The 25,745-nt window shown below is 70.9% G+C and carries 27 protein-coding genes and 1 pseudogene; 14 read left to right on the top strand and 14 right to left on the bottom strand.

What is annotated here, in order from left to right; all coding sequences use genetic code 11:
- Positions 1 to 192: 192 nt before the first annotated feature.
- Complete coding sequence (locus tag KIK09_RS23150) at positions 193 to 942, bottom strand: helical backbone metal receptor (RefSeq protein WP_214321359.1); 750 nt, start codon at positions 940 to 942, stop codon at positions 193 to 195.
- A 60-nt stretch (positions 943 to 1,002) separates the two neighbouring features.
- Here KIK09_RS23150 and KIK09_RS23145 point away from each other — a divergent pair, with 60 nt between their 5' ends.
- Positions 1,003 to 1,791 carry an SAM-dependent methyltransferase gene (locus KIK09_RS23145; RefSeq protein WP_214321358.1) on the top strand — a complete coding sequence of 263 codons (789 nt, stop codon included), beginning with the start codon at positions 1,003 to 1,005 and terminating at the stop codon, positions 1,789 to 1,791.
- Positions 1,792 to 1,837: 46 nt separating this feature from the next.
- Complete coding sequence (locus KIK09_RS23140; protein ID WP_275956233.1) at positions 1,838 to 2,539, top strand: flavodoxin family protein; 702 nt, start codon at positions 1,838 to 1,840, stop codon at positions 2,537 to 2,539.
- A 3-nt stretch (positions 2,540 to 2,542) separates the two neighbouring features.
- Here the strand turns inward: KIK09_RS23140 and KIK09_RS23135 are convergent, their stop codons facing one another.
- From KIK09_RS23135 to KIK09_RS23110, 6 genes are all read right to left on the bottom strand, one after another.
- Positions 2,543 to 3,154 carry a class I SAM-dependent methyltransferase gene (locus KIK09_RS23135; protein ID WP_214321357.1) on the bottom strand — a complete coding sequence of 204 codons (612 nt, stop codon included), beginning with the start codon at positions 3,152 to 3,154 and terminating at the stop codon, positions 2,543 to 2,545.
- Positions 3,151 to 3,780: a TIGR04282 family arsenosugar biosynthesis glycosyltransferase gene (locus KIK09_RS23130; protein WP_214321356.1), complete on the bottom strand. Its 630-nt coding sequence runs from the start codon at positions 3,778 to 3,780 to the stop codon at positions 3,151 to 3,153. Before KIK09_RS23130 ends, KIK09_RS23135 begins: the two co-directional genes overlap by 4 nt.
- A gap of 48 nt (positions 3,781 to 3,828) precedes the next feature.
- Positions 3,829 to 4,329 (bottom strand): thiol peroxidase, encoded by a 501-nt coding sequence (gene tpx, locus KIK09_RS23125; protein WP_214321355.1) that lies wholly within the window; start codon positions 4,327 to 4,329, stop codon positions 3,829 to 3,831.
- A gap of 20 nt (positions 4,330 to 4,349) precedes the next feature.
- Complete coding sequence (icmF, locus tag KIK09_RS23120) at positions 4,350 to 7,550, bottom strand: fused isobutyryl-CoA mutase/GTPase IcmF (RefSeq protein WP_214321354.1); 3,201 nt, start codon at positions 7,548 to 7,550, stop codon at positions 4,350 to 4,352.
- A gap of 91 nt (positions 7,551 to 7,641) precedes the next feature.
- Positions 7,642 to 8,565 (bottom strand): CHAP domain-containing protein, encoded by a 924-nt coding sequence (locus tag KIK09_RS23115; RefSeq protein ID WP_214321353.1) that lies wholly within the window; start codon positions 8,563 to 8,565, stop codon positions 7,642 to 7,644.
- Positions 8,566 to 8,734: 169 nt separating this feature from the next.
- Positions 8,735 to 9,505: a PP2C family protein-serine/threonine phosphatase gene (locus KIK09_RS23110; RefSeq protein ID WP_214321352.1), complete on the bottom strand. Its 771-nt coding sequence runs from the start codon at positions 9,503 to 9,505 to the stop codon at positions 8,735 to 8,737.
- Positions 9,506 to 9,580: 75 nt separating this feature from the next.
- Between KIK09_RS23110 and KIK09_RS23105 the strand changes: the two genes are divergently transcribed.
- Positions 9,581 to 11,335, top strand: a complete 1,755-nt coding sequence (locus KIK09_RS23105) for an N-6 DNA methylase (protein ID WP_214321351.1) — start codon at positions 9,581 to 9,583, stop codon at positions 11,333 to 11,335.
- 131 nt (positions 11,336 to 11,466) lie between these two features.
- Positions 11,467 to 12,354, top strand: a complete 888-nt coding sequence (locus KIK09_RS23100) for a serine/threonine-protein kinase (RefSeq protein WP_214321350.1) — start codon at positions 11,467 to 11,469, stop codon at positions 12,352 to 12,354.
- Here KIK09_RS23100 and KIK09_RS23095 read toward each other — a convergent pair.
- A complete protein-coding gene (locus tag KIK09_RS23095; protein ID WP_214321349.1) occupies positions 12,351 to 13,055 on the bottom strand; it encodes a poly-gamma-glutamate hydrolase family protein in 705 nt (234 codons plus the stop codon). The two genes, KIK09_RS23100 and KIK09_RS23095, sit on opposite strands and share 4 nt — an antisense overlap.
- 149 nt (positions 13,056 to 13,204) lie before the next feature.
- Here KIK09_RS23095 and KIK09_RS23090 point away from each other — a divergent pair, with 149 nt between their 5' ends.
- The 6 genes from KIK09_RS23090 (at position 13,205) to KIK09_RS23065 (ending at position 19,879) form a co-directional block, all read left to right on the top strand.
- Positions 13,205 to 14,485, top strand: a complete 1,281-nt coding sequence (locus KIK09_RS23090) for an ABC transporter substrate-binding protein (protein WP_214321348.1) — start codon at positions 13,205 to 13,207, stop codon at positions 14,483 to 14,485.
- Positions 14,482 to 15,423: a carbohydrate ABC transporter permease gene (locus KIK09_RS23085; RefSeq protein WP_214321347.1), complete on the top strand. Its 942-nt coding sequence runs from the start codon at positions 14,482 to 14,484 to the stop codon at positions 15,421 to 15,423. The genes KIK09_RS23090 and KIK09_RS23085 overlap by 4 nt, the downstream gene beginning before the upstream one ends.
- Positions 15,420 to 16,223 carry a carbohydrate ABC transporter permease gene (locus KIK09_RS23080; RefSeq protein ID WP_214321346.1) on the top strand — a complete coding sequence of 268 codons (804 nt, stop codon included), beginning with the start codon at positions 15,420 to 15,422 and terminating at the stop codon, positions 16,221 to 16,223. The genes KIK09_RS23085 and KIK09_RS23080 overlap by 4 nt, the downstream gene beginning before the upstream one ends.
- The gene (locus KIK09_RS23075; RefSeq protein ID WP_214321345.1) at positions 16,220 to 17,563 is read left to right on the top strand and encodes a GH1 family beta-glucosidase; all 1,344 of its coding nucleotides are present in this window, start codon (positions 16,220 to 16,222) and stop codon (positions 17,561 to 17,563) included. Before KIK09_RS23080 ends, KIK09_RS23075 begins: the two co-directional genes overlap by 4 nt.
- On the top strand, positions 17,563 to 18,558 hold the full coding sequence (locus KIK09_RS23070) for a LacI family DNA-binding transcriptional regulator (RefSeq protein ID WP_214321659.1): 996 nt from the start codon (positions 17,563 to 17,565) through the stop codon (positions 18,556 to 18,558). The genes KIK09_RS23075 and KIK09_RS23070 overlap by 1 nt, the downstream gene beginning before the upstream one ends.
- Before the next feature lie 325 nt (positions 18,559 to 18,883).
- Positions 18,884 to 19,879 (top strand): LacI family DNA-binding transcriptional regulator, encoded by a 996-nt coding sequence (locus KIK09_RS23065; RefSeq protein ID WP_214321344.1) that lies wholly within the window; start codon positions 18,884 to 18,886, stop codon positions 19,877 to 19,879.
- A gap of 80 nt (positions 19,880 to 19,959) precedes the next feature.
- Here the strand turns inward: KIK09_RS23065 and KIK09_RS23060 are convergent, their stop codons facing one another.
- Positions 19,960 to 20,184: a hypothetical protein gene (locus KIK09_RS23060; RefSeq protein ID WP_214321343.1), complete on the bottom strand. Its 225-nt coding sequence runs from the start codon at positions 20,182 to 20,184 to the stop codon at positions 19,960 to 19,962.
- Between the two features lie 241 nt (positions 20,185 to 20,425).
- On the bottom strand, positions 20,426 to 20,824 hold the full coding sequence (locus KIK09_RS59355) for an ACT domain-containing protein (protein ID WP_308164243.1): 399 nt from the start codon (positions 20,822 to 20,824) through the stop codon (positions 20,426 to 20,428).
- Positions 20,825 to 20,963: 139 nt separating this feature from the next.
- Between KIK09_RS59355 and KIK09_RS57935 the strand changes: the two genes are divergently transcribed.
- On the top strand, positions 20,964 to 21,329 hold the full coding sequence (locus tag KIK09_RS57935) for a hypothetical protein (protein ID WP_250573555.1): 366 nt from the start codon (positions 20,964 to 20,966) through the stop codon (positions 21,327 to 21,329).
- Positions 21,329 to 21,562 carry a hypothetical protein gene (locus KIK09_RS57930; protein WP_250573554.1) on the top strand — a complete coding sequence of 78 codons (234 nt, stop codon included), beginning with the start codon at positions 21,329 to 21,331 and terminating at the stop codon, positions 21,560 to 21,562. The genes KIK09_RS57935 and KIK09_RS57930 overlap by 1 nt, the downstream gene beginning before the upstream one ends.
- On the opposite strand, the gene KIK09_RS23045 is transcribed toward KIK09_RS57930, so the two are convergent.
- Together KIK09_RS23045 and KIK09_RS23040 are read right to left on the bottom strand one after the other, a co-directional pair.
- Positions 21,508 to 21,894, bottom strand: a complete 387-nt coding sequence (locus tag KIK09_RS23045) for a DNA glycosylase AlkZ-like family protein (RefSeq protein ID WP_250573698.1) — start codon at positions 21,892 to 21,894, stop codon at positions 21,508 to 21,510. The genes KIK09_RS57930 and KIK09_RS23045 overlap by 55 nt on opposite strands.
- Entirely contained in the window at positions 21,834 to 22,214 is a 381-nt protein-coding gene (locus tag KIK09_RS23040) for a DNA glycosylase AlkZ-like family protein (protein WP_214321341.1), read from the bottom strand. The genes KIK09_RS23045 and KIK09_RS23040 overlap by 61 nt, the downstream gene beginning before the upstream one ends.
- Before the next feature lie 126 nt (positions 22,215 to 22,340).
- On the opposite strand from KIK09_RS23040, the gene KIK09_RS23035 reads away from it, so the two are divergent.
- Positions 22,341 to 23,546, top strand: a complete 1,206-nt coding sequence (locus tag KIK09_RS23035; RefSeq protein WP_214321340.1) for an FAD-dependent oxidoreductase — start codon at positions 22,341 to 22,343, stop codon at positions 23,544 to 23,546.
- Positions 23,547 to 23,550: 4 nt separating this feature from the next.
- Here KIK09_RS23035 and KIK09_RS23030 read toward each other — a convergent pair whose 3' ends face one another.
- Positions 23,551 to 24,078, bottom strand: a complete 528-nt coding sequence (locus KIK09_RS23030) for a carboxymuconolactone decarboxylase family protein (RefSeq protein ID WP_214321339.1) — start codon at positions 24,076 to 24,078, stop codon at positions 23,551 to 23,553.
- A 9-nt stretch (positions 24,079 to 24,087) separates the two neighbouring features.
- Positions 24,088 to 24,831, bottom strand: coding sequence for an SDR family NAD(P)-dependent oxidoreductase (locus KIK09_RS23025; RefSeq protein WP_214321338.1), 744 nt, complete (start codon positions 24,829 to 24,831; stop codon positions 24,088 to 24,090).
- 62 nt (positions 24,832 to 24,893) lie between these two features.
- Between KIK09_RS23025 and KIK09_RS23020 the strand changes: the two are divergent.
- Positions 24,894 to 25,730 (top strand): annotated as a pseudogene (locus KIK09_RS23020) (LysR family transcriptional regulator); the annotation flags it as partial.
- Between the last annotated feature and the right edge of the window lie 15 nt (positions 25,731 to 25,745).

Below are 25,745 nucleotides of genomic sequence, written 5' to 3'. Positions count from 1 at the left end.
CGACTCCACCCTGAGCCACCTACGAGGTCGGCGGGAAGCGGGGAGGGGGGAAGCGGGTTTGGGCGAGACGTTACGGCGGGCGGCCGAGTGGGCCTGGAGTGGCGTGGAAGCCGAGGAGCCCGGCCCTGGTCGGCGGGTGGTCGGTCCCCTGGCTCGCCGTACGAGAGAAGCCTGGAGACGTACGAAAGAGAGCTAGACCCGCAAGGAGAGGGAGAGGTCGGCGGGAGCGGTGGCAAGGGACGGGCCGTACCAGGTGAGGAGGCGGCCGCTGACCAGGGCGCAGGGGAGGCCGGGGAAGGCCTCGGGGCCGTCGTCGGCGGTGAAGCGGTACGGCTCGTCCGGCAGGACGACCAGGTCGGGGCCGCTCTGCGTGAGCTCGGGCAGCGGGACCTTGGGGTAGCGCTCGGCGTGGCCGGCGTAGAGGTTGTCGACGCCGAGCCGCCGCAGCACGTCGCCCGTGAACGTGTCGCGGCCGACCACCATCCACGGACGCCGCCAGATGGGGATGATCGCCGTGCGCCGCGGGCCGTGCCAGGGCTCGCGCCAGGCGGCCTCGGCCTCGTCGAGCCACGCGGGCCTGGGCGCGCGGCAGGCGACGCGGAGCATGCGGTCCAGCGAGGTGAACGCCTCGTCCACGGTCCTGATGCGCGTGACCCACACCGGGATCCCGGCCTCCCGGAGCGCGTCGAGGTCGGGGGCGCGGTTCTCCTCCTCGTTGGCGAGCACGACGTCCGGCTTGAGGTCCTTGATGGCCTCCAGGTCGGGGTTCTTGGTGCCGCGGACGCGGGTCACGGGCAGCTCGGCCGGGTGGGTGCACCAGTCCGTGGCGCCGACGAGGGCGTCGGGCAGGGTGGCGGCCACGGATTCGGTGAGGGAGGGGACGAGGGAGACGATTCGCTCGACATGGGTGGGTAGAGGTACCGGATTGCCGAGATCGTCCATGGATCCAGTATCCCGCCAGACCTTATGATTCCGGGCTAAAGATCAAGATCGGGGGATTGCTTGGAAACACGGGGTTTCGATCCGAACACGCCCAACGTCGCGCGGCTCTACGACTACTACCTGGGCGGCAAGGACCACTTCCCCGCCGACCGGGAGGCCGCCGAGCGGCTCCTGCGCGTGGCACCGGAGGCCCGAGCCGCGGCCCGGGCCAACCGCGCCTTCCTCGGGCGGGCCGTGCGCTTCCTCGGCCGGGCGGGCATCACGCAGTTCCTGGACATCGGCACCGGGCTGCCCACCCGCGAGAACGTGCACGAGATGGCCCCGCCCGGCTCCCGCGTGGTCTACGTCGACCGTGACCCGGTCGTGCTCGTCCACGCCCGCGCCCTGCTGTCGGGCGACGGCGACACCACGATCGTCCCCGGCGACCTCCGCAGGCCCCTGGAGATCCTCCACAATCCGGACGTACGGCAGGCCATCGACTTCACCAGGCCCGTCGGCGTCCTGCTGGCGGCCGTCATGCACTTCATCGCGGAAACCGAGGGTCCCGGCAGGATCCTGGCCACCCTGCGCGGGGCGCTGGCGCCCGGCAGCTACGTCGTGATGTCCCACGGCACCAGCGATGCCCGCCCCGAGGCGGTCCGCAAGTGCGTCGAGGTGTACCGCTCCACCACCTCTCCCCTGGCCCTGCGCAGCCGCGGCAGGATCGCGCAACTGCTGTCCGGCTTCGACCTGGTGGACCCCGGCCTGGTGTGGCTGCCGGAGTGGCATCCCGACGACACCACGACCGTCGACTTCGGCCCCGACACCAGGACGTCCGGCCTGCTGTGCGCCGTCGGCCGGAAGCGGTAAGCGTCATGTAATGGACTCGTCGCTCTCAGGATTGTTGGATCGTGCCATGACCTACGACGACCTGCGTGCGCTGGTTATCAACTGCACGCTCAAGAAGAGCCCGGAGCTCAGCCACACCCAGGGGCTGATCGACCGCAGCGTCCACCTCATGCGGGAGCAGGGCGTGCAGGTGGAAGAGCTGCGCGCGGTCGACCACGACATCGCCACCGGCGTGTGGCCCGACATGACGGAGCACGGCTGGGCCACCGACGAGTGGCCGGCGATCTACGAACGGGTGCTGGCCGCCGACATCCTGGTCCTGGCGGGCCCGATCTGGCTCGGCGACAACAGCTCCGTCACCAAGCGGGTCATCGAGCGGCTCTACGCGTGCTCGAGCCTGCTCAACGACGCCGGGCAGTACGCCTACTACGGGCGCGTCGGCGGGTGTCTCATCACCGGGAACGAGGACGGCATCAAGCACTGCGCCATGAACGTGCTCTACAGCCTGCAGCACCTCGGCTACACGATCCCGCCCCAGGCGGACGCCGGCTGGATCGGCGAGGCGGGGCCAGGGCCGTCCTACCTCGATCCCGGCTCGGGCGGCCCCGCCAACGACTTCACCAACCGCAACACCACCTTCATGACGTGGAACCTGATGCACTTGGCACGCCTGCTCAAGGACGCGGGCGGCATCCCGGCCCACGGCAACCAGCGTTCGCTCTGGGACGCGGGATGCCGGTTCGACTACCCCAATCCGGAGCACCGCTGAAGGTCAGTGCAGGTGGGCCAGCCAGCGGGAGGCGTGGGGGCGGCACCGGGTGAGGGTGAAGCCGGCGTCGGCGGCCAGGCGGCGAATGTCGGTGGCCGAGACCGTGGCCCAGGGGAACCAGGAGCTCGCCGAGCCGGCGTTGCGCAGGCGGACCTGGTCGACGCGGCTGGGGGTGGCGGGCGGGGCGAGTTCGACGATGACGCGGGCGCCGGGCCTGGCCAGTTGCCTGACCCGGCGCAGGAGCGCCTGCGGGTGGCCGCCGATGCCGATGTTGCCGTCCGCCAGCAGGACGGTGGACCAGCGGCCCGTGCCGGGGATCTCAGCGAAGACGTCGCGGATCAGCGCGAGGCCACCCGCGAGGCGGGTCAGGTGCACGGCGTGCGGCGTGATGTCGATGCCGAGCGCGGGGACGCCGCGGCGGGTGAGCGCCACGGTGAGCCGTCCTGGACCCGAGCCGATGTCCAGGGTCGGCCCGCTGCAGTGCCGCAGGATCGCCTCGTCCCCGGGGATCGGGGTGGACCAGCGGGCGGCCTCGAGCGGGACGACGTCCCCGTTGACGTACTCGATCTCGACCGCCGCCCCGGCGAGCGCGTCCGCGTAGAGCTCACCGATCATCCGGCGGCTTCCCCGCGGCCCGTGAGAGTGCGCACGGTCTCCGCGAAGCGGGACCCGGGCACCTGGGCCGCCACGTGGTAGACGTCGGCCGCCGTGTCGACGTCCGTGAGCGTCGGGAGGTGGTGGACGTCGAGACCCGCCTCGACCAGCCGGGCGAGCTGGAGCGCCCCCGTGTCGGGCCGCGACATGGGCACCCCGAGCAGCAGCCGCGGATCAGGACGCCGGAACCCGAGCAGCCAGAAACCGCCGTCCGCGGCGGGACCGAAGACGGCGTCGCAGCGGGCCAGTGCATCCGCGGCGCACCGCAGCAGCCCGGAGGTGACCTGCGGGGTGTCCATCCCGATGAGCACCAGCGGCTCGGACCGCAGCCGGAAGGCGTCGGCGAAGGCCCAGGCGAGGCGCTCGTCCAGCCCGTCGCCGCGCTGCGGGATCACCGTGAACCCAGCAGGAAGCCACATCCCCGGCAACCCGTCCAGGGCCAGTACGCCGGCGCCCACGGCGCAGAGCGTGTCGGAGAGCGCGGCCTCGGCCAGCCGCGCCGCCTGGGCCGGCGTGAACGGCGGCGTCAGCCGCGTCTTGACGCGCCCCGGCACCGGCTCCTTGGCGAGGACGATGACCTGTGTCATGTCGTCCCACGCTAGATCACGATGCCGGGGTCAACCCTTACAAGGTCGTTACCGCAGCGCCTTGAGCGCGGCGTCGTAGTCGGGCTCCTGCGCGATCTCCGGAACCAGCTCGGAGTACACGACCTTGTTGTCGCCGTCGAGGACGACGACGGCCCGGGCGGCGAGGCCGGCCAGCGGCCCCGTCTCCTGGGCCACGCCGTAGTCGGCGAGGAACTCGCGGCCGCGCATCGTCGACAGCGTGACGACGTTGTCCAGGCCCTCGGCGCCGCAGAAGCGGTTCTGCGCGAACGGCAGGTCCGCCGAGACGCACAGCACGACGGCCTCGGGGTGCTCGGAGGCGACCTCGTTGAAGCGGCGCACCGAGGCGGCGCACACGCCGGTGTCGACGCTCGGGAAGATGTTGAGCACCTTCTGCCGGCTGCCGAAGTCGGCCAGGGTGACGTCGGAGAGGTCCTTGCCCACGAGGGAGAAGGCCGGCGCGGAGTCACCCGACTGCAGGAAGGTGCCGCCCACGGTGACCGGGTTGCCCTTGAAGGTGATGGTAGACATGCGATCGATCCTAGCGAGGGCTACACGTTGCGCCGGTACTGGCCACCGGCCTCGAACAGAGCCTCGGTGATCTGCCCGAGCGAGCAGACGCGGGCCGCGTCCATGAGCACCTCGAAGGCGTTGTCCTCCGACATCGCGGCGGCCCGCAGCCTGGCCAGCGCCTCGGGCGCCTCGGTGCGGTGCCGCTCGTGGAAGTCGTGCAGCCGGTCCAGCTGCGACTGCTTCTCGTCCTCGGTGCCGCGGGCCAGCTCCGGGGTCTTGGGCGTGCCGGCGTCGCCGTTCCTGAAGGTGTTCACCCCGATGATCGGCAGCGAGCCGTCGTGCTTGCGCGTCTCGTACAGCATCGACTCGTCCTGGATCTTGCCGCGCTGGTAGCCGGTCTCCATCGCGCCGAGCACGCCGCCGCGGTCCGACAGCCGCTCGAACTCCTGGAGCACGGCCTCCTCGACCAGGTCGGTCAGCTCGTCGATGATGAACGAGCCCTGCAGCGGGTTCTCGTTGCGCGCCAGGCCCCACTCGCGGTTGATGATCAGCTGGATGGCCATGGCCCGCCGTACGGAGTCCGCGGAGGGGGTCGTGACGGCCTCGTCGTAGGCGTTGGTGTGCAGGCTGTTGCAGTTGTCGTAGATCGCGATCAGGGCCTGCAGCGTGGTGCGGATGTCGTTGAAGTCCATCTCCTGCGCGTGCAGCGAGCGGCCGGAGGTCTGGATGTGGTACTTGAGCTTCTGCGCGCGCTCGTCCGCGCCGTACTTCTCGCGCAGCGCGACCGCCCAGATCCGGCGGGCGACACGGCCCAGGACGCTGTACTCTGGGTCCATGCCGTTGGAGAAGAAGAACGACAGGTTGGGCGCGAAGTCGTCGATCTTCATGCCGCGCGCCAGGTACGCCTCGACGTAGGTGAACCCGTTGGCCAGCGTGAAGGCCAGCTGGCTGATCGGGTTCGCGCCCGCCTCGGCGATGTGGTAGCCGGAGATCGACACCGAGTAGAAGTTGCGCACCCGGTTCCTGATGAACCATTCCTGGATGTCGGCCATCATGCGCAGCGAGAACTCGGTGGAGAAGATGCAGGTGTTCTGCCCCTGGTCCTCCTTGAGGATGTCGGCCTGGACCGTCCCCCTGACGGTGGCCAGCGTCCTGGCGCGCAGCTCGCGCTCCTCATCTTCGTACGGCGGGCGGCCGTGCTCCGTGGTGAACCGCTCGACGGCCTGGTCGACGGCGGCGTTGAGGAAGAACGCCAGGATCGTGGGCGCCGGCCCGTTGATCGTCATCGAGACCGAGGTGTTCGGCGCCTGCAGGTCGAACCCGTCGTAGAGGACCTTCATGTCGTCGAGCGTGGCGATCGAGACCCCGCTGGTGCCGACCTTGCCGTAGATGTCGGGGCGGAGGTCGGGGTCGTGGCCGTAGAGCGTGACCGAGTCGAAAGCCGTCGACAGCCGGGTCGCGGGCTGCCCCTCCGACAGCAGCTTGAAGCGCCTGTTCGTGCGGAACGGGTCGCCCTCCCCGGCGAACATCCGGGTCGGGTCCTCGTCGTCCCGCTTGAAGGGGAACACCCCGGCCGTGAACGGGAACCTGCCCGGCAGGTTCTCGCTGCGCAGGAACCGCAGCAGCTCCCCGTGGTCCTCGAACCGCGGCAGCGCCACGCGCGGGATCCGGTTGCCCGACAGGGTCTCGCGCCACAGCGGGGTGTGGATCTCCTTGTCGCGCACCTTCACGACCAGCTCGTCGGCCGAGTACTGCTCCTTGACCGACGGCCACTCCGCCAGCAGGCGCCCGCTCTCCTGCGTGAGGTCGCGATCGGCCTGCTCGGCGAGCTCCACGAGGCGGGTGCCCGCGTCCTCCCCCAGCAGTTCCCTGACCGCGGCGAGCTGCTGGCGGCGACGGGCCAGCCCGGCCTGCTCCAGCGTCTCGGCGTGGTAGCCGCGGACCGTCTCGGAGATCTCCGCCAGGTAGCGCACCCGGGCGGGCGGCACGATGGCCGCGTGCGCCTTCGACGTGCGCCCCTCGATCTGCGGGAGCAGCCCCGGCCCCGCCGGCATGCCCTTGTCCACCAGAACCCCCTTGAGGTGCTGGTACAGCGCCGTGACCCCCGCGTCGTTGTAGCGGGCCGCGATCGTGCCGAAGACCGGCATGTCGTCCGGCTTGACGCCGAAGGCCTCGCGGTTGCGGACGAGCTGGCGGCGCACGTCCCGCAGCGCGTCCTCTGCTCCGCGCCGCTCGAACTTGTTGATCACCACGGCCTCGGCGAAGTCGAGCATGTCGATCTTCTCCAGCTGCGAGGCCGCGCCGAACTCCGGCGTCATCACGTAGATCGGCACGTCCACGTGCGGCACGATGCCCGCGTCACCCTGGCCGATGCCGGGCGTCTCCACGACCACCAGGTCGTAGCCGGCCGCGCGGATGGCCGTGATCACGTCGTCCAGGCAGGCGGGCACCTCATTGGCCGCGCCCCTGGTGGCCAGCGAGCGGAAGTAGGTCTGCCCGCCCAGGCTGTTCATCCGGATCCGGTCGCCGAGCAGCGCTCCCCCGCCACGCCTGCGCGTCGGGTCGATGGCCACGATCGCGATGCGCAGCTTGTCGTCGTTGTCCACGCGCAGCCTGCGCACCAGCTCGTCGGTCAGCGATGACTTGCCCGATCCGCCGGTGCCGGTGATGCCCAGCACGGGAGCCGTACGGCTGGCCGTACGCAGCCCCTGGAGGAGGGACTGCGAGGCGCGGCCCGACTCGATGAGCGTGACGGCGCGGGCCAGCGCGGCCTGGTCGCCGGAGAGCACGGCCTCGGCCGAGGGCTCGCCGGTCAGCTCGTGGTCGCACTCCTCGATCAGCTTGTTGATCATGCCGGGGAGCCCGAGCCGCTGGCCGTCCTCGGGAGAGAAGATCCGGGTGACGCCCCGCTCGTGGAGCAGATCGATCTCGTCCTGGACGATGACGCCGCCGCCACCGCCGTACACCTTGACGTGGCCGGCGCCGCGCTCGCGCAGCAGCTCGACCAGGTAGGAGAAGAACTCGACGTGCCCGCCCTGGTAGGAGCTGATGGCCACGCCCTGGACGTCCTCCTGGATCGCCGCGGTGACGATCTCGTCGACGGAACGGTTGTGGCCGAGATGGATCACCTCGGCGCCTTGCGACTGCAGGATCCGCCGCATGATGTTGATCGCCGCGTCATGGCCGTCGAACAGGGCCGCGGCGGTCACGAAACGGACGGGATGCGCCGGAACGTGCACGCCAGATCACTCCTTCGTGAGGGGCTTCCACTCCGAAGGTACTAGGAAGTCCTAATAAATAGATAGTAGGACGTCCTAGTAGGCCGCGCGCTCAGGCGGGAGTGCGTTTCCTGGGTCTGGGTTCGTAAGGCCGCAGCCGTACCGGCTTCTCCTCAGGAGAACGTTCCAGATACGGCAGGAAGCGATCGGTGTCGTCGATCTCCCGGTCCGTCAGGACGCCGGACGGCGTGGCCCGCACGCGCTCAAGTCCAGGCATCCGGCTGCTGGTCCGCCTCACCTCGGGCTTGGACGCGCCGGCCCGCTTCACCCCGGACGAGGGCGCGGTGCGGGGCCGGGGGACGGCGGCGGGGGCGGGCTTGGCGGCGGCCCGGCGGAAGCGAAGCAGCGCGAGGATGCCGCGGCGGTGACGGCCGTTGGAGCGGGCCCACCTCATGGACAGCATCACGGTCAGCAGGACCATCGCGGCTAACACGACCTGCGGGATCACGCCGAAGTCCAGCGTCACGGGCCGCTCGGGCCGCGGCTGCGTCATCACGAACGGCCGTTCGGTGGCCCGGATCCCGCCGGCGTCCAGGTAGGCCTTGACCAGGCGTGGCACGCCGTACCCGACGACCTTGGACTGGTCGCGGGTCTTGGCCTTGAGCACCCCGCGGTCGATGTTGCCCTCGAGAGTGTGGATCTTCGAACCCGACACGCTCACGACGACGCCGACGTGGTCGATGCCCGTGTAGCTCTTGCCGCCGCTCCAGTCGAAGAACACCAGCGCGCCCGGCTCGGGCTTGCCGGTCCACGCGTGCATGGTCATGAACCATTTGGCGTGGGACGGCGTCCAGGCGAACTGGCCGACGTACTTGCCCACGCCCGCCCTGTCGGCGGCCCAGGCGATGAGCATGTCGCACCACGGGCCGTCCCTGTACTGCGTGTCCTGGACGCGCGCCGCGTACCACTGGCCGAACTTGCTGGTTCCCCCGCCCTTCTCGCGATAGCCGAGCTCCGAGCGGATCTCCTTGAGCAACGCCTCCGCGATCGGGTCCAGGGCGACTCCTCCCGTAGGCCAAGCAGATCACGATGGACTGTAGTAGTACGATCGCCGATCCGTGCGCCACACTCGGAAAGTGTCTACATATGAGCCGAAATTTCGGCTCTGTGACTCGTGAGGTAGATGAGGCAGTCTACGATCAGAGTTAGGAGCCGGCGCCCACCCTGTAGACCTTCGTGTCGCCGTCGCCCGGGGCCACCGCATCGGCCACGATGACGGTCACGTTGTCCGGCGAACCGCCCTGGTTGGCCAGGTCGATGAGGCGCTGGACCGCGGCGGCCGGGTCTGCCACCGTGGTCAGGACCTCGTGCAGGACCTCGGGCCCCAGCACCGCGGTGAGACCGTCGGAACACAGGAGGTAGCGATCATCGGGCTCCGCCTCGCGCAACGCCATGTCGGGCTCGGCCCTGCCCTCGCTGCCCAGCACCCGCAGCACCATCGAGCGGCGGGGATGGACGGCCGCCTGATCCTCCGTGATCCGCCCTTCGTCCACCATCGACTGGACAAGTGTGTGATCCTTGGTCATCTGGTAAAGAGCGCCGTCGCGCAGCAGATATCCGCGGGAGTCACCGAGATGAGCCAGGGCGAATCGGTAGCCGTCGAACAGCATGGCGGTCACCGTGGTCCCCATCCCCCTGCGCGCGGGGTCGATGTCTGCCAGCTCGACCAGCCTGCGCCCCGCCTCGTGCACCGCGCCCTCCAGCGCGGCCTCCAGGTCGGTGCCCGTCTCGGGAAGCGTCCCATCCAGCTCGCGCATGACCGCGATCGCGGCGGAGCTGGCCAGCTCCCCCGCCGCGTGTCCGCCCATCCCGTCCGCCACCACCAGCAGCCGGGCGCTCGCGTAGCCCGAATCCTCGTTCTGCTCTCTGCGGCGGCCCACGTCTGATCCGGCGGCATAGCGGATGTTGTGCTTCATACCCTGCAGTAAATCATTGGTTGAAAGACTTCACAAGCAGATGCGCTGAAGACTCTTGTGAACTACTGTGGCTTCATGAGCCACGACCCGACCGTCAACGCCGGGGACATCGCCCGGCTCGCCGGTGTCGGGCGGGCCGCGGTGAGCAACTGGCGCCGCCGCCACGACGACTTCCCCTCTCCCATCGGCGGCACCGCCAACCAGCCCCTGTTCTCGCTGCGCCAAGTCGAGGCGTGGTTGCGCCGCTATGGGAAGTCCTACCAGGTATCACTGGGTGATCGGGTGTGGCAACGACTGAAAGCCGCGGGCGATTTGCGCCTGGGCGAGCTCGTGGCCGAGGCGGGCGCCCTCCTCACGGTCGGCGAGAGCACGCTGGAGCCCGAGACGGCGACCCTCGTCACCGAGCTGGCCGAGCAGCACGGCGCGCTCACCGCCTACGAGTTCCTGGTCGAGCGCTACCTGGAGGCCCACTCCCGCCAGCTTTCGGTCACCCGCGACGACATCGCCGCGCTGATGGTACGGCTGGCCGGCGCCGACCGTGGCACGGTCCTCGACCCGGCCGCGGGCGTGGGCACGCTCCTGCTGGCCGCGGGCGACTCCGTGCGCGTGCTCGGGCAGGACCTCAGCGACAACTCCGCCTGCATCGCGGCCGCCCGGCTGCGGCTGCGCGGCGTCCAGGCGGAGGTCGTGGCGGGCGACGCGATGCGCCACGACGGCTTCCCCGGCAAGCGGGCCGACGCCGTGGTGTGCGACCCGCCCTTCAACGAGCGGACGTGGGGCTACGAGGAGCTCACCGGCGACCCCCGCTGGGAGTACGGTCTGCCGCCGCGCGGCGAGCCCGAGCTGGCCTGGGTGCAGCACTGCCTCGGCCACGCGCGTCCCGGCGGCCTGGTGGCCATCCTGATGCCGCCGGCCGCCGCCAGCCGCAAGGCCGGCCGCCGCATCAGGGCCAACCTGCTGCGCGCGGGCGCGCTCAGGGCCGTGATCGCGCTCCCTGGCAGCGACCTGTGGCTGCTGCGCAGGCCCATGGCGGGCGAGCGCCCGCCGTCCGAGGTGCTCATCCTGGAGGCCACGGAGGATCTGGGCAGCGTCGAGCCCGCCTGGCACGCCTACCTGGAGGACCGTTCCGACCAGACGGTGCGCATCATCGACCTGCTGGCCGACGAGGTCGACATGACCCCCGCCCGCCACCAGCGCCGCGACGACCTGGGCAGGGCCTTCACCGAGGCCAGAGACCGTTTCATGGCCGCGGCCGCCGCGCCGCCCGACCTGAAGGTGCTGGACGAGCCGCTCGACCAGCCGATGACCACGGTCGGCGACCTCATCAAGGAGGGCCTGGTGACCGCGCTCCAGGCGCCACCGAAGATGGTCGCCGACGGGGGCGACATCCCGGTGCTGACGGCCGACGACGTGGCCACCGGCGCCACGGCCTCGGGCCGCACCGCCGTACCCGACGGGCTGGTCGCCGTGGAGCCCGGCGACGTGGTCGCGTCCTACTCCAGCGTCCGGGTGATGGCCGAGGGCGGCGCGGTGCTCGGCCCGCACCTCACGCTCTACCGGGTCGATGCCAGGCGGCTCGACCCGGACTTCCTGGCCGGTTTCCTGCGCGCCGCGGGCGGGCGCGCCACGACCGGCTCGAGCCGCTTCGACGTGCGCCGCACCCGCCTGCCGCGGCTCTCGCTGGACGAGCAGCGGCAGTACGGCACGGCCTTCAAACAGCTGGCCGTACTGGAGGACGCCCTGCGCGAGACCGCCGCGCTCGGGCAGACGCTGATCCGCCTGGGCCTCGACGGCCTCACCGACGGCCACCTCCACCCCCACTCCTCCTGATCCATCCGCCTTGCGCCCGCCCTCTCATCAGCGCTCCGCGTCGCGATCGCCTGTGGCACCGGGATTCCACGACGCACTCGTGAAAGCACAGGACGGTGTAGTTTTTCCGGAAAGGCTGCGGGGAGGGGCGAATGGTCATCGGCGACCGCTATGAGCTCGACGACCTTCCTCTGGGGCAGGGCGGCATGGGTGCGGTCTACGCCGGTCACGACCGCCACCTCGACCGCCGGGTCGCCGTCAAGCTGCTGCGCCTGCCCAGCGGCCCCGACCAGGAGCTGGAGCGCCGTTTCATCCGCGAGGCGCGCATCCTGGCCCGCCTCGAGCACCCGGGCGCGCCGGTGCTGTACGACTTCGGCACCCACGAGCAGCGGCTCTACCAGGTGATGCAGTTCATCGAGGGCGTCACGGTGGCCGACGTCGTCAGCGAGCACGGCCCGCTGCCGGTCCCCTGGGCGGCCGCGATCGCCGCGCAGGCGGCGGCCGTGCTGTCGGCGGCGCACGCGCTGTCGATCTGCCACCGCGACCTGAAGCCCACCAACCTGATGCTCTGCCCCGACGGCAGCGTGAAGGTGCTCGACTTCGGCCTGGCCATGTTGCGCGACACGGACGTCACCACGTTCACCAGGATCGGCCAGATCCTCGGCACGCCCGCCTACATGGCGCCCGAGCAGATCCAGCACGGCGTCGCCGAGCCGCGCAGCGACCTGTACGCGCTGGGCTGTGTCCTGCACGAGATGCTGACGGGCCGCCAGCTGTTCACCGGGCCCACGGACTACGTGGTCTTCGAGAAGCAGGTCAAGGAGAGCCCGCCGGGCGTGCCCGACCTGCCCGACGGGCTCGGTGCGCTGCTGTCGGAGCTGCTCGCCAAGAAGCCGGAGGAACGGCCCGCCGACGCCAACGTGCTCTACGACCGCCTGCAGCCCTTCGCCGTGAAGCTGCCGATGCTCCCCGGCTTCCTGACCACCACCCCGAGCCCGAGCCGCATGTACTCCCGGCTGGTGGGCCGCGTCCTGTCCTAGTACGGGGTCCGGTTCGCCAGAGCCTGATTGACGGCGTTGATGTAGCGGTAGAACGCCTTGGTCCGGTGAGAGGGGTCCTCGACCCAGGCCCGGCCCAGCTTGCCGCCGGCGAAGAACTGCTCGCGCTGGCCGCGGCTGATCTCCAGCTGGACGCCCATCCCGCGGTGGTTCCTGTTGGCGATGTTGCGCGGGCTGTCACCGCCGATCTCCTCGGGTACGGTGACCGCCACGCCGAACCCGGCCGCCTTGAGCGCGGCGGTGACGCGGCGGATCAGCTCCCTGTCCCGCCCGCCCACGAAGGTGGTCGCCTTGGCCCCCGACGCGGCGTGCCAGGAGACCGTGTAGTCCACGGCCCCGACCAGCTTGACCGCCTTCGGCTCGTCGAAGTGGGTGGAGGTGATGTGGAGCTTGCTGTTGCCCGCGACCTTGATCCCCTCGAAGGAGTAGAAGGCCTGGCGGGTGGAGGCGGCGGCCTGGTCGGCCAGCTGGGTGGTGGGCGCCTCGATGGCGCCGCCGTGGATGGCGATGTGCGCCACCTTGGCGCCGGCGGGGAAGCGCTGGACGCGCAGGTAGTCCTTCCCCTCCACCTCGTGCGCGGCGAGCTGCGCGTAGTTGCGGTAGACGTCGCTGGAGCCGGCAGTCGAGGTGGCGGGGGCCAGCGGTAACAGGGCCGCGACGAGCGCGGGAATGAGGATCTGCACGGGCACACTCTCTCAAACCCCGCGAGCCGGAGCGCCTGAGAGAGCGTTCTCTCATCGTTACCTGGCACTCGTTGACGCACTCTGTGATGCGCAGCACTCTTTCGAGAGAGCGCTCTCTCAGCCCGTTCCCCACCCCCTGGAGGGTTGCCATGAAACCGCGGCTCGCCGTACCCCTGATCAGTGTCTGTGTGGTGGCCCTCGCGGCCGCGTGCGGTGGCGGTGGCGGCTCCACGCCGCCGGCGGCCAAGCCGGGCGAGAAGGTGAAGCTCAGCGTCGCGCTCTTCGGCGACTTCGGCTTCAAGCCGCTCTACGAGGAGTACAAGAAGACCCACCCCAACGTGGAGGTCACCGAGCAGGTGACGCAGTTCAACGACCACCACAACAACCTGATCAAGCAGCTGGCCACCAACTCCGGCGCGGCCGACATCGAGGCCGTCGAGGTGGGCTACATCAGCACGTTCACCGCCCAGGCGAGCCGCTTCTACGATCTCGACCAGTTCGGGCTCGGCAAGCGGCAGGGCGACTACCTGGACTGGAAGTGGCAGCAGGGGCTCAGCAAGGACGGCAAGCAGCTGCTCGGCCTCGGCACCGACGTCGGCGGCCTGGCCATGTGCTACCGCAAGGACCTGTTCAAGAAGGCGGGCCTGCCGACCGACAGGACCCAGGTGGCCGCGCTGTGGCCAACCTGGCAGCAGTACATCGAGACCGGCAAGAAGTTCGCCGCGGCCGGCGTGGCGGGGGCCAAGTTCGTCGACGCGCCCGGCGAGATCTTCCGCGCCATGGTCAACCAGGCGCCGCAGGGGCTCTACGACGACCAGGACAACATCATCGTGGCCAGCAACCCGGCCGTTAAGCAGGCCTGGGACCTGTCCAACCACCTCAGCCTGGACGGGCTGACCGCCAAGCTGGCCGCCTTCTCGCCGCCGTGGAACACCGGCTTCGCCAAGGGGTCGTTCGCCACGATCATCTGCCCGGCCTGGATGACGGGCTTCATCCAGGAGCAGGCCAAGAACGCCACCGGCAAGTGGGACATCGCCACCGTGCCCGGCGGATCGGGCAACAGCGGCGGATCCCACCTGATGGTGCCCAGGCAGAGCAAGCACCCTAAGGAGGCGGCCGAGCTGATCGACTTCCTGACCTCCAAGGACAACCAGGCCAGGGTGTTCAAGGAGGAGGGCACGTTCCCCTCGATCCCGGCGCTCTACGACGACCCGTCGATCCAGAACTTCACCAAGCCGTTCTTCGGCGACGCCCCCATCGGCAAGATCTACTCCGAGGCCGCCAAGGCGCTCAAGCCGCAGCACCTCGGCCCCAAGGAGCCCGACGTCCGCACCGCGATCGGTGACGGCCTGGGCCGGGTCGAGCAGGGCAAGCAGACGCCCGACCAGGCGTGGGCCCAGGTGCTCGAGGACGTCAAGAAGATCAAATGACCACGCTCTCGGCGTCCTTGCCCAAGCATCGGCGCGGCGTGCGGCACACCCTCGACATGAGGGTGTCGCCGTACGCCTACGTCGCCCCGTTCTTCCTGCTGTTCTGTGCGTTCGGGCTGTTCCCGCTGCTGTTCACGGCGTGGGTGAGCCTGCACGACTGGACGCTGACCTCCGACGAGCACGCCTTCGTCGGGCTGGACAACTTCGGCACGCTGCTGTCCGACGGCTACTTCTGGAACGCCGCGTTCAACACGCTGTCGATCGGCGTCGTGTCGACCGTGCCGCAGCTGCTGCTGGCCATCTGGCTGGCGCACCTGCTGAACCGGCCGCTGCGCTGGCAGACCTTCTTCCGGGTCTCGCTGCTGCTGCCCAACGTGACCAGCGTGGTCGCCGTGGTGGTGATCTTCAGCCAGCTGTTCGGCCGCGACTACGGGCTGATCAACTGGGTGCTGTCGTGGTTCGGCGTGGGCAGCATCGACTGGGCGGCCGGCACGGCCACCTCCCACATCGCGCTCTCCACGATGATCATGTGGCGGTGGACCGGCTACAACGCGCTGATCTTCCTGGCCGCGATGCAGGCCGTGCCGCGCGAGCTGTACGAGGCCGCCACGATCGACGGCGCCTCGGGCTTCACGCAGCTGCGTAAGATCACGCTGCCGATGATCAGGCCCACGATCGTGTTCGTGGTGATCGTCTCCACCATCGGCGCCATGCAGATCATCGCCGAGCCGCTGCTCTACGGGGCCAGCAGCGGCGGCGGGGGCGGCATCGCCAGCGGCGGTCCCGACAGGCAGTTCCAAACGCTCGCGCTGTTCGTCTACGAGCAGGGCTTCACCAAGTTCGACTTCGGCTACGCCTCGGCCGCCTCCTGGGTGATGTTCCTCATCGTGGCGATCGTGGCGGGCCTCAACTACGCGCTCACCAGGCGGATGCGATGAGACTGCGCTATCTGACGCTGATCGCGGTGGCCTTCTTCTCCGCCTTCCCGCTGTACTACAGCGTGGTGGTGGCCTCGCGCCACAACTCGGCGCTGGCCGAGGTGCCGCCGCCGCTGTGGCCGGGCGGGAACTTCCTGGCCAACGTGGCCCGGGTGTTCGACACCGTGCCGTTCGCGCTGGCGCTGGCGAACTCGGTCCTGGTGGCGGGCTCGATCTCGGTCGCGGTGATGTTCTTCTCCACGCTGGCCGGCTTCGCCTTCGCCAAGCTGCGCTTCCGCGGCAGGAACGCGCTGCTGCTGATCACGGTGGCGACCATGATGGTGCCCACCCAGCTCGGGATCATCCCGCTGTACATGCTGATGGTGAAGCTGGAGTGGACCGGCACCACCTACGCGCTGATCGTCCCCGCGCTGGTCAACGCGTTCGGCGTGTTCTTCATGACGCAGTACCTGTCCAGGGCGCTGCCGACCGAGCTGCTCGAGGCGGGGCGGGTCGACGGGTGCACGACGTGGGGACTGTTCTGGCACGTGGTGATCCCGGCCGCCCGGCCGGCGGCGGCCGTGCTGGGGATGCTGACGTTCATGTCGGCCTGGAACGACTACTTCTGGCCGCTGGTCGTCCTCACCCCCGACAATCCGACGGTCCAGGTGGCGCTGTCGACCCTGGCCAGCGGCTACGTCAACGACTACGTGCTGGGGCTGACGGGCACGGCGCTCGGGACGCTCCCGCTGGTGGTGGTCTTCGCGCTGTTCGGCAGGCAGATCATTGGCGGAATCATGCAAGGAGCCGTTAAGGGATGAAATTTCCGGAAAGCTTCGTCTGGGGTGCCGCCACGGCCTCCTACCAGATCGAGGGGGCGGTCGACGAGGACGGGCGCGGCCCGTCGATCTGGGACACCTTCTCCCGCACCCCCGGCAACGTCGCGATGGGCCACACCGGGGACGTGGCCTGCGACCACTACCACCGCTACCGGTCCGACGTGCGGCTGATGCGCGAGCTCGGGCTGAAGGCCTACCGGTTCTCGGTGGCCTGGCCGCGCATCCAGGCCGACGGCACAGGTCCGGCAAATCCGAAAGGCCTCGCCTTCTACGACAGGCTCGTAGACGCACTCCTAGAGGCCGAAATTTCGCCGTATGTGACGCTCTATCACTGGGACCTTCCCCAGGCTCTCGAAGACCGGGGCGGGTGGCCGCTCAGGGATACCGCCTACCGCTTCGCCGACTACGCGGTAGCCGTACACGACAGGCTGGGAGACCGCGTCGAGCACTGGACGACGCTGAACGAGCCGTGGGTGTCGGCCTTCCTCGGCTACGGCAACGGCGTGCACGCGCCGGGGCGCAAGGACGCCGACGACGCCGAGCGGGCGGCCCACCACCTGCTGCTCGCCCACGGGCTGGCCGCGGGGAGGCTGCGCGAGCTCGGGGCGCGCAGCCTCATGCTGGTCGTCAACTCGGCTCCCGTGCTGACCCCCGCGCAGGTCAACGACCCCGCCTCGGTGCCGGGCGAGGCGGACGCGGCGGCCGTGGACCGCATCCACGCGCTGCTGACCCGCCGCTTCCTCGACCCGGTGCTGCGCGGGAGGTATCCCGACGAGATCCGGCACGAGGCACGCGACGGCGACCTGGAGATCATCAGCACGCCGATCGACCTGGTCGGGATCAACTACTACAACCCGTGCGTGGTGCAGGCCGCTCCCGGCGAACCCGCCGACCTGGCCTGGCCCGGCTCCGAGGGCATCAGGTTCGCCGCGGCCGACGCGCCGACCACGGCGATGGGCTGGCCGATCGTCCCCGACGGCCTGTCCAGGCTGCTGGTACGGCTGTCGCGGGACTACCCCGAGGTCGGCTTCATGGTCACCGAGAACGGGGCCGCCTTCGACGACGTGGTGGACGGCGGCCGGGTGCACGACGACGACCGGATCGCCTACCTCGCCGAGCACCTGCGGGAGGTCGGGCACGCCATCGAGGCGGGCGCCGACGTGCGCGGGTACCTGGTGTGGTCGCTGCTGGACAACTTCGAGTGGGCCTTCGGCTACGACGAACGGTTCGGGCTGGTGCACGTCGACTACGCCACGCAGGCCAGGACTCCGAAGGACTCCGCCCTGTGGTACCGCGACGTGATCGCGGGGAACGGGCCGTGATCAAGCGCCCCACGCTGGAGGCGGTCGCCGTCAGGGCCGGGGTGTCCAGGGCGACCGCCTCCCGGGTCGTCAACGGCCGGCCCACGGTGGCGCCGCACATCCGCGACGCCGTGCTGCGCGCGGTGCAGGAGCTGGGCTACGTGCCCAACTCGGCCGCGCGCAGCCTGGTCACCCAGCGCACGGGCTCGGTGGCGCTGGTCGTCTCCGAGCCGCCCACCCGGGTCTTCTCCGAGGACCCGCTGTTCTCCACGGTGATCCGCTCGGCCAGCGTGGAGCTCGAGGCGGCCGACAAGCAGGTCATTCTCATGCTGGTCTCCTCCTCCCGCAGCCACACCAGGGTCGAGCGCTACGTGGCCGGCGGGCACGTCGACGGCGTCATGCTCATCTCGATGCACGGCGCCGACGCCCTGCCCGCCGCCCTGTCGCGCCTGCGCGTGCCCGTCGTGTCGTACGGCAGGCCCGCCGTACCCGTCGATCTGCCCTACGTCGACAACGACAACGTGGGCGGCGCCGAGGCGGCCGTGCGGCACCTGCTGGCCTCCGGCCGGCGGCGGATCGCCACCATCGCCGGGCCGCAGGACATGATCGGCGGGCAGGACCGGCTCGCCGGCTACCGCAACGTGCTCAACGGCTCCGACCGGCGCTCGATCGTGGCGGTCGGCGACTTCACCCGCGAGTCGGGGGCCGTGGCGATGCGGCAGCTGCTCGGCGACGATCCGGCGCTCGACGCGGTGTTCGTGGCCAACGACCTGATGGCCATCGGGGCGCTGCAGTCGCTGCGGCAGGCTGGGCGCCGGGTGCCGGACGACGTGGCCGTGGTGGGTTTCGACGACATCGAGGCCGCCAGGTTCACCGAGCCCGCGCTCACCACCGTCCGCCACCCGATCCCGGAGCAGGCCGCCGCCATGGTCCGCCTGCTCCTCGACCTACTCGACGGCCACCCCGGCACCCCGGTCATCCTCCCCACCGAACTCATCATCCGCGACTCAGCCTGACCCGCTCCCCCGTCACAGCCCGCGGCACTCAGCACCCCCGGATCGCGCCCCCCGCGCTCAACGTTCCCGGTCACGCCCGCGACACTCGACGTCCCGGATCGCGCCCCCGGCGATCAGCGTTCCCGGTCACGCCGGTGACGCTCGACGTCCCGGATCGCGCCCGTGGCGCTCGGCGCTTCCGGATCCCCGGCGCTCAGCGTTTCCGGGGCACGCGTGCAGCGTTGTGGGGCTCGCCTGGGTGGTCGGTGGTTCTGGGGTGCGGCGTGGGGGGCGGTGGCGGCTAGGCTCCTGCCGTGGCTCCTCTCACCCTCCGTGGGATCGCGAGATGAAGCGGCCCACGCTGGAGGCGGTCGCCGCCCGTGCCGGGGTATCGCGCGCAACCGTGTCCCGGGTCGTCAACGGCCTGTCGACCGTGGCACCGCACATCCGCGAGACCGTCCTGCACGCCATCGACGAGCTCGGCTACGTCCCCAACTCGGCGGCCCGCAGCCTGGTCACCCAGCGCACGGACTCGATCGCGCTGGTCGTCTCCGAGCCGCCCACCCGCGTCTTCTCCGAGGACCCGCTGTTCGCCACCGTGATCCGCTCGGCCAGCATCGAGCTGGAGGCCGCCGACAAGCAGGTCGTGCTCATGCTCGCCTCCTCAGCACGCAGCCACGCCCGCGTGGAGCGCTACATCGCCGGCGGTCACGTCGACGGGGCGATGCTCATCTCGATGCACGGCGCCGACCCGCTCCCCGCCGCACTGGCCCGCCTGCGCGTCCCCGTCGTCTCGTACGGCAGGCCCGCCGTACCCGTCGACATCCCCTACGTCGACAACGACAACGTGGGCGGCGCCGAGACGGCCGTGCGGCGCCTGGTGGAGCTGGGCCGCCGCCGCATCGCCACGATCGCGGGACCCCAGGACATGATCGGCGGCCAGGACCGCCTGACGGGCTACCGCAACGTCCTGCGCGACTCCGACCGCCGCTCGATCGTCGCGGTGGGCGACTTCACCCGCGAGTCGGGCGCGGTGGCCATGCGCCAGCTCCTGCACGACGACCCCGCCCTGGACGCGGTCTTCGTCGCCAACGACCTCATGGCCGTAGGCGCCCTCCAGTCCCTCCGCCAGGCGGGCCGCCGAGTCCCCGACGACGTGGCGGTGATCGGCTTCGACGACATAGAAGCCGCCAAGTACACAGACCCACCCCTGACAACCATCCGCCACCCGGTGACCGAACAGGCGGCCGCCATGGTCGCCCTCCTCCTCACCCACCTGGAAGGCGCCCCCACCCCACCCGTCATCCTCCCCACCGAACTCATCCTCCGCGAGTCCGCCTGACAGCAAGAACCCCGACACCTACCCACGAGGAGAGACCACCCTCCGGGAACACGCGCCAGCCGTCTCCCACCACGCCACTCTCACCCGGCCCAGGCTCCAGTGCGCGTCGGCCGTGCGCACGGGCCGTGCGCGCCGGCCGACCGGCACTCGGAGGCGAGCACGGCCGCCGCATGCCGGTCGGCCGCCGCGGAGGCGAGCACGGCCGCCGCATGCCGGTCAGCCGCCGCGGAGGCGAGCACGGCCGCCGCGGAAGCGAGCACGGCCACCGAGTGCCGGTCGGCCGCCGCGGAAGCGAGCACGGCCACCGCGCGGCTACAGCGCGCTGGCCTGCGCCGGATCCGATGCTCGGGTGCTCACCGGGAGTCTCCCCGACGCCGAAGAAGGGCCACGCCCCCGCGACCGTCTCGCGACGTACAGCACCGGTTCGGGCTCCTCGACCTGGAGCCCGCGTGCGTCCAGGGCGGCGATGCACCGGGTGGCCCGTCTAGAAGCGTCCGCAGCTGGTCGTCAGGGCGTCTCGATCCGGTGGCGTCGGACTGGGGTGGGTCAGGGGGTGGGGCGGGGTTTGAGGTGGGTGGTGTCCACCGAGTGGCCGGCGGACTCCAGGGCGGTGATGGCCTCGTCGATGCGGTGGTCGGGGACCAGGACCAGGTCGGCGTGGTAGGTGGAGGCCACGAACACCGGGATGGCGGCTTCCGCCAGGGGGCCCACCACGGCGGCCAGCATGCCGGGGGCGTCCAGACCGTGGGCGCTGGCTCCGCCGTACAGGCCTATCCAGCGCTCGCCCGAGCCGGTGGGCCAGGTCTCGCGCACGATCGTGAGGCCCTCAGGGGCGCGGACCAGGGCGATCCACTCGTCGTCCTCGGGAAAGGTGGCGTGGGGCACGTGCTCCACGGCGAACACGGACGGGACGACGCCGAGGCGCTGGGCTGTGGGTGAAGGCACGCGGCAGAGGATACTCAGCCGCCCCGACAGAAAGGGGTCGCTCCCCCTCGTTGGGGAGGGCATGCCCTCTCGCGGGGGATGAGCGGGCCTCGGGGTGACTGCGATCTTGGGGACGAGCCGGCGATACGAGGAGATCCCCATGTCCGCGCACACCATCATGACGAGGCTGCACGGCCGGACCGCGGCGGGCGTGCCCCGCTGGGCCGTGCTGGCCGCCTACGCCACCCCGCTGCTCGTGCTGCCCTCCGGGCTGTGGCGGATCGCGGGGTTCATCCTCGAGGTGCCGTTGCTGGAGTACGGTCCGACGCCTCCCGGCGAGGGGTTCGACGGCGGGTGGGCCTACATTCTCGCGCTCAGCGTGGTCAGCGAGGCGGCGGCGTTCCTCACCGTGGGGCTGGTCAGCCAGTGGGGCGAGGTGTGGCCGCGGTGGATCCCCGGCTGGGCGGTCGCCGGGTGCCGGTGCCGGCCGCCGTCGTCCCCGCGGGCCTCGGCGCGATCGTCTTGATGGTCTTCCCGTACTCGATGGTCATGGGAAGCTTCGGCCTGAAGCTCAACGGGGATCCGAGCGGGCTGATCACGCACGGATGGCAGACGGTGGTCTTCAACGTCATGTACTGGCCGCTGGCCGCCTGGGGGCCGCTGCTCGGGCTGCTGACCGTGCAGTACTACCGCCGCCGCGCTCTTCAGGCAAGGACGCGCACCTCGGCGGCGGGCAGGCCGTCCCACCAGCGGTCGTAGCGGCGGTAGACGCGGGGCTCGCGGACGGCCAGCAGGGCGAGCAGCGCATGGGCCTCGGCGGCCAGCCCGTCCCAGGCCCCGGCCGGGAGGCGGTGGAAGGCGGTGGCCTCGATGCCGCCGACGACCGGGCGCCACACGCCAGCGACGTAGCCGTCGACCAGCAGCGTCGGCAGCACGTCGCCGTTCGACCTGGCCACCAGCTTGCGGTAGCCGGGCGGGATGACGCGGCCGCGGTCGTGGTGGGCGAGCAGGACGCTGTCCCACATGGCCATCAGCCTGGGCGGGGCGGGTGTGTCCGCAGGCGGGCGCGGCGCGCCGGGAACGTCGTACAGCGGCGGTCGTGGAGCCGCGCGCTGCGCAGCGTCGGCTGCACCGCCTCGCGGAAGGTCCCGTAGTCGTCGGCGTGCACCGCGTGCAGCGTGATCCTCATCAACGTCGCCTTGACGACCGTACGGCCGGCGAAGGCGGCATCCACCTCGGCGGGATCGAACCCCTCGAGCCGGTTCCACAGCGCGATGTACGGCGAGGCGGCCTGCTGCGCCTGCAACGCCACCACCCGCCGGACGCCGTCGGTCACCCCGGCCGCCTCCCGCCCCAGCAGCATCTGCCTGCCGAGCGTGGCCCGGTTGAGCTCCTGCGCCGTGATCCTCATCCCAGGATTCTCCCCCGATCCCCCCGGCCGCCCTCAGCGACGACGCGGGAGGTGGGTGGATCTGCGGCGGTTCGGGGCGTACGCTCATAGGAGAGAAATTCATCAACGGATGAATTGAGGCATGACATGACCGACAGGACGACGGTCGCCATCGCCGGAGGCGGCCCTGCGGGGATGATGCTGGGGCTGCTCCTCGCCAGGGCCGGGATCCGGGTGACCGTACTGGAGAAGCACAAGGACTTTCTGCGCGACTTCCGTGGCGACACCGTGCACGCCTCCACGATCCGGCTGCTCGACGAGCTGGGTCTGGGCAAGGGGTTCCGCGAGCTGCCCCAGAGCCGGCTGGGGGATCTGTCGGCGCCCGTCCCCGAGGGCGGGCGGGTGACGTTGACGGACTTCGGCCGGCTGCCCGCGCCGTACAACTACATCGCGATGGTCCCCCAGTGGGACCTGCTGGACTTCCTGGCCGAGGCCGGGCGGCGCGAGCCGTCGTTCGAGCTGCGGATGAGCACCGAGGTGACCGGGCTGCTGCGCGAGCGCGGCAGGGTGGTCGGCGTCCGCACGAACCGCGGCGACCTGCGCGCGGACCTGACCGTGGCCTGCGACGGCCGCAACTCGATCCTGCGCGAGGCGCCGCCGCGGGAGTTCCCCGTGCCGTTCGACACGTGGTGGTTCCGGCTGCCGCGGTTCGAGGGCGAGCGAGAGGAGATCGCGGCGCTGCGCGTCGACTTCCGCGGCGAGGAGGCCGGGGTCTGCCTGGTGCGGGAGGACTACTACCAGATCGCCTTCTTCACCGTGAAGGGCCGGGACGCGCGGCTGCGGGCAGAAGGGGTGGAGCGGTTCCGTGAGCGGATCCGGCTGCTGATGCCCCGCTTCGCCGACCGGGTCGATCACATCGCGAGCATGGACGACGTGCACCTGCTCGACGTCCGGCTCAACCGGCTGCGCCGCTGGTACTCCGACGGGCTGCTGTTCATCGGCGACGCGGCGCACGCCATGTCGCCCGCCGGAGGGGTGGGCATCAACCTCGCCTTCCAGGACGCTGTCGCCGCCGCCGCGCTGCTCGCCAGGCCGCTGCGCCGGGGGAACGTCACGGTGCGCGACCTGGCCAGGGTGCAGCGGCGCAGGTGGCCGCCGACCGTGGTGGTGCAGGCGGCGCAGCGGCTGTTGCAGCGGGTGCTGTTCGTCGCCGCGTTCGAGGGCCGCCGCAGCGGGCCGCCGCGCTCGCTGCTGTTCCTGATCAGGCACGTGCCGGGGTTCCGGCAGATCCCTTCACGCCTGATCGCGTACGGCCCGCGTCCCGAACACGCCCCGGCCTTCGCCCGCCGCTGAGGGCCTACCCGGGGACGCGGAAGACGCGGAGCTGGAGGGCGAGGGTGCTGTAGTAGCCGACGAGCGTGGTCAGCTCGAAGACCACGCTCTCCGGGAGCAGCGCGTACTCCTCGTCGTCCAGGTCCCGCCTGCTCACCAGCGCGGTGGCCACCCGGACGACCGCGGCCTCCGACGGGTCGCCGAGCGCGGGCGGCCTGCCGTTCCTGAGGTCGGCGAGCTGCGCGTCCGTGAGGCCGAGCGAGCGCGCGATGGGCTCGTGGACCTGCTGTTCGAAGGCGCTGTCCCAGGCGGAGGCGACGACCAGGACGGCCAGCTCGCGCGCCCTGTCGCTGAGCGATGAGCGGTAGCGGACGGCGGCGCCGAGCTCCTGCAGCGCGTCGCCGACAGCGGGGCTGAGCAGCATCGCGTTGAACGGCCCCGCCAGCCCGCCCTCCTGGTCGAGCATCGACGTGCCGCGCGGCCCTGCGACGATCTTGTCGTAGAGGGCGCGGGCGGAGGGACTGTCCGGCGTCAGGCGGGGCAGGCGTGGCATCCGACGATGCTAGGGCACGACGCCGCCCTCGGGCCCGAGGAAGTACCCGCCGGTGACGTCGAGGACGTGCCCGGTGATCCAGCGCGCGTCGTCGGAGGCGAGCAGCGACACCGCGTCGGCGATGTCCGACGGCCGGCCGATCCGGCCGAGGGCGGTCAACGAGGTCACCTGGGATCCGCCGGTCGGGTCGTCGCGCAGCCAGGAGTTCATGTCCGTCTCGGTGACGCCGGGCGAGACCGTGTTGACCGTGATGTTCCGCTCGCCGAGCAGCGGGGCCAGGGTGAAGCCCAGCGTGTCGAGCGCGCCCTTGGTCATCGAGTAGACGACGTCGGGCAGCGCGATGCGGACCACCGCGGAGGAGATGTTGATGATGCGCCCGCCGTCGTTCATCAGCGGCAGCGCGCGCTCGATGACGAAGTACGGCGCGCGCACGTTGACCGCGAACACCCGGTCGAAGTCGGCGGGCGTGATCGTGCCGAGGCGCCCGCCCAGGATGGCGGCGTTGTTGACCACGATGTCGAGCCGCTCCCCGCGCAGCCCGTCGAAGAGCTCGTCCACGCCGTCCTCGAAGGCGGCCCTGACCGCGTAGGCGCCGCCCCCGATCGCGTCCACGACCTCCTTGGCCAGCGCCTCGTTGCTCGCGTAGTGGACGATCACCTGGGCGCCGTCGGCGGCCAGCCGCTCGGCTATGGCCCGCCCGATCCCGCGCGAGGCCCCCGTCACCAGTGCGGTCTTTCCCGTTAGATTTCCCATATCGTCCATGCTTCGCGGGGTATGCGATGCATGTCCAAGACCTGCTGTTATAGCGTTTTGCTATGGACGCGCACATCCGAGATCTGCGCTACTTCGTCGCGGTCGCCGAGGAGCTGAATTTCACCCGGGCGGCGGCCGAGCGGCTGTTCATCTCGCAGCCGAGCCTGAGCAGGCAGATCAGGCAGCTTGAGCTGTCGATGCGGGCCACGCTCTTCGAGCGTGACCGGCGCACGGTGAAGCTGACCCCGGCGGGCGCGGCGCTGCTCCCGCTGGCCCGCAGGATCATCGAGGACTGGGAGGGCGCCGAGCGGGCGGTGGCCGAGGCCCAGCGCGACAACCGCACGCTGGTCGTCGGTTTCCAGACCAGGATCGGGCGCGGGCTGGTGCCCTCGATGGCCGAGCAGCTGCCCGACTGGCAGTTGCGCTTCCGCCAGATCCCGTGGAGCGACCCGACGGTCGGGCTGGCGAGCAGGCAGGTGGACGTGGCGATCGCCTGGCTGCCTGTGCCGGGCGACCTGCTGCACACGGTGATCAGCACCGAGCCGCGCTGGGTCGCGCTGCCCGCCGCGCACCCGCTCGCCGCGAAGCCGGAGATATCCCTGGGCGACCTGCTCGACGAGCCGTTCGTCGCGCTGCCCGCCACGGCGGGGCCGCTGCGCGACTTCTGGCTGGCCACCGACGAGCGGGACCGCCCGCCGGTGATCGGCGCCGAGGCGGAGACCGCCGAGGAGGCGTTCGAGGCGGTGGCCGCCGGCCGGGCGGTGACCCTGGTCTCCGCGGGGAACGCCGAGCTCTACCGCCGCGACGACGTGACCGCCCGCCCGGTCACCGGGCTGTCACCCAGCCGCCTGGCCATCATCTGGCGGGCGGACGACCGGCGCCCGGTCGTCCGCGTGCTGGTGGAGGCGTTCGTC

It is taken from the genome of Nonomuraea sediminis (genome assembly GCF_018531495.1).
GTDB classification, from domain to species: Bacteria; Actinomycetota; Actinomycetes; order Streptosporangiales; family Streptosporangiaceae; genus Nonomuraea; species Nonomuraea sediminis.
The sequence above is the reverse complement of the archived record's forward strand: the minus strand, read 5'-3'. Positions and strand labels throughout refer to the sequence as shown.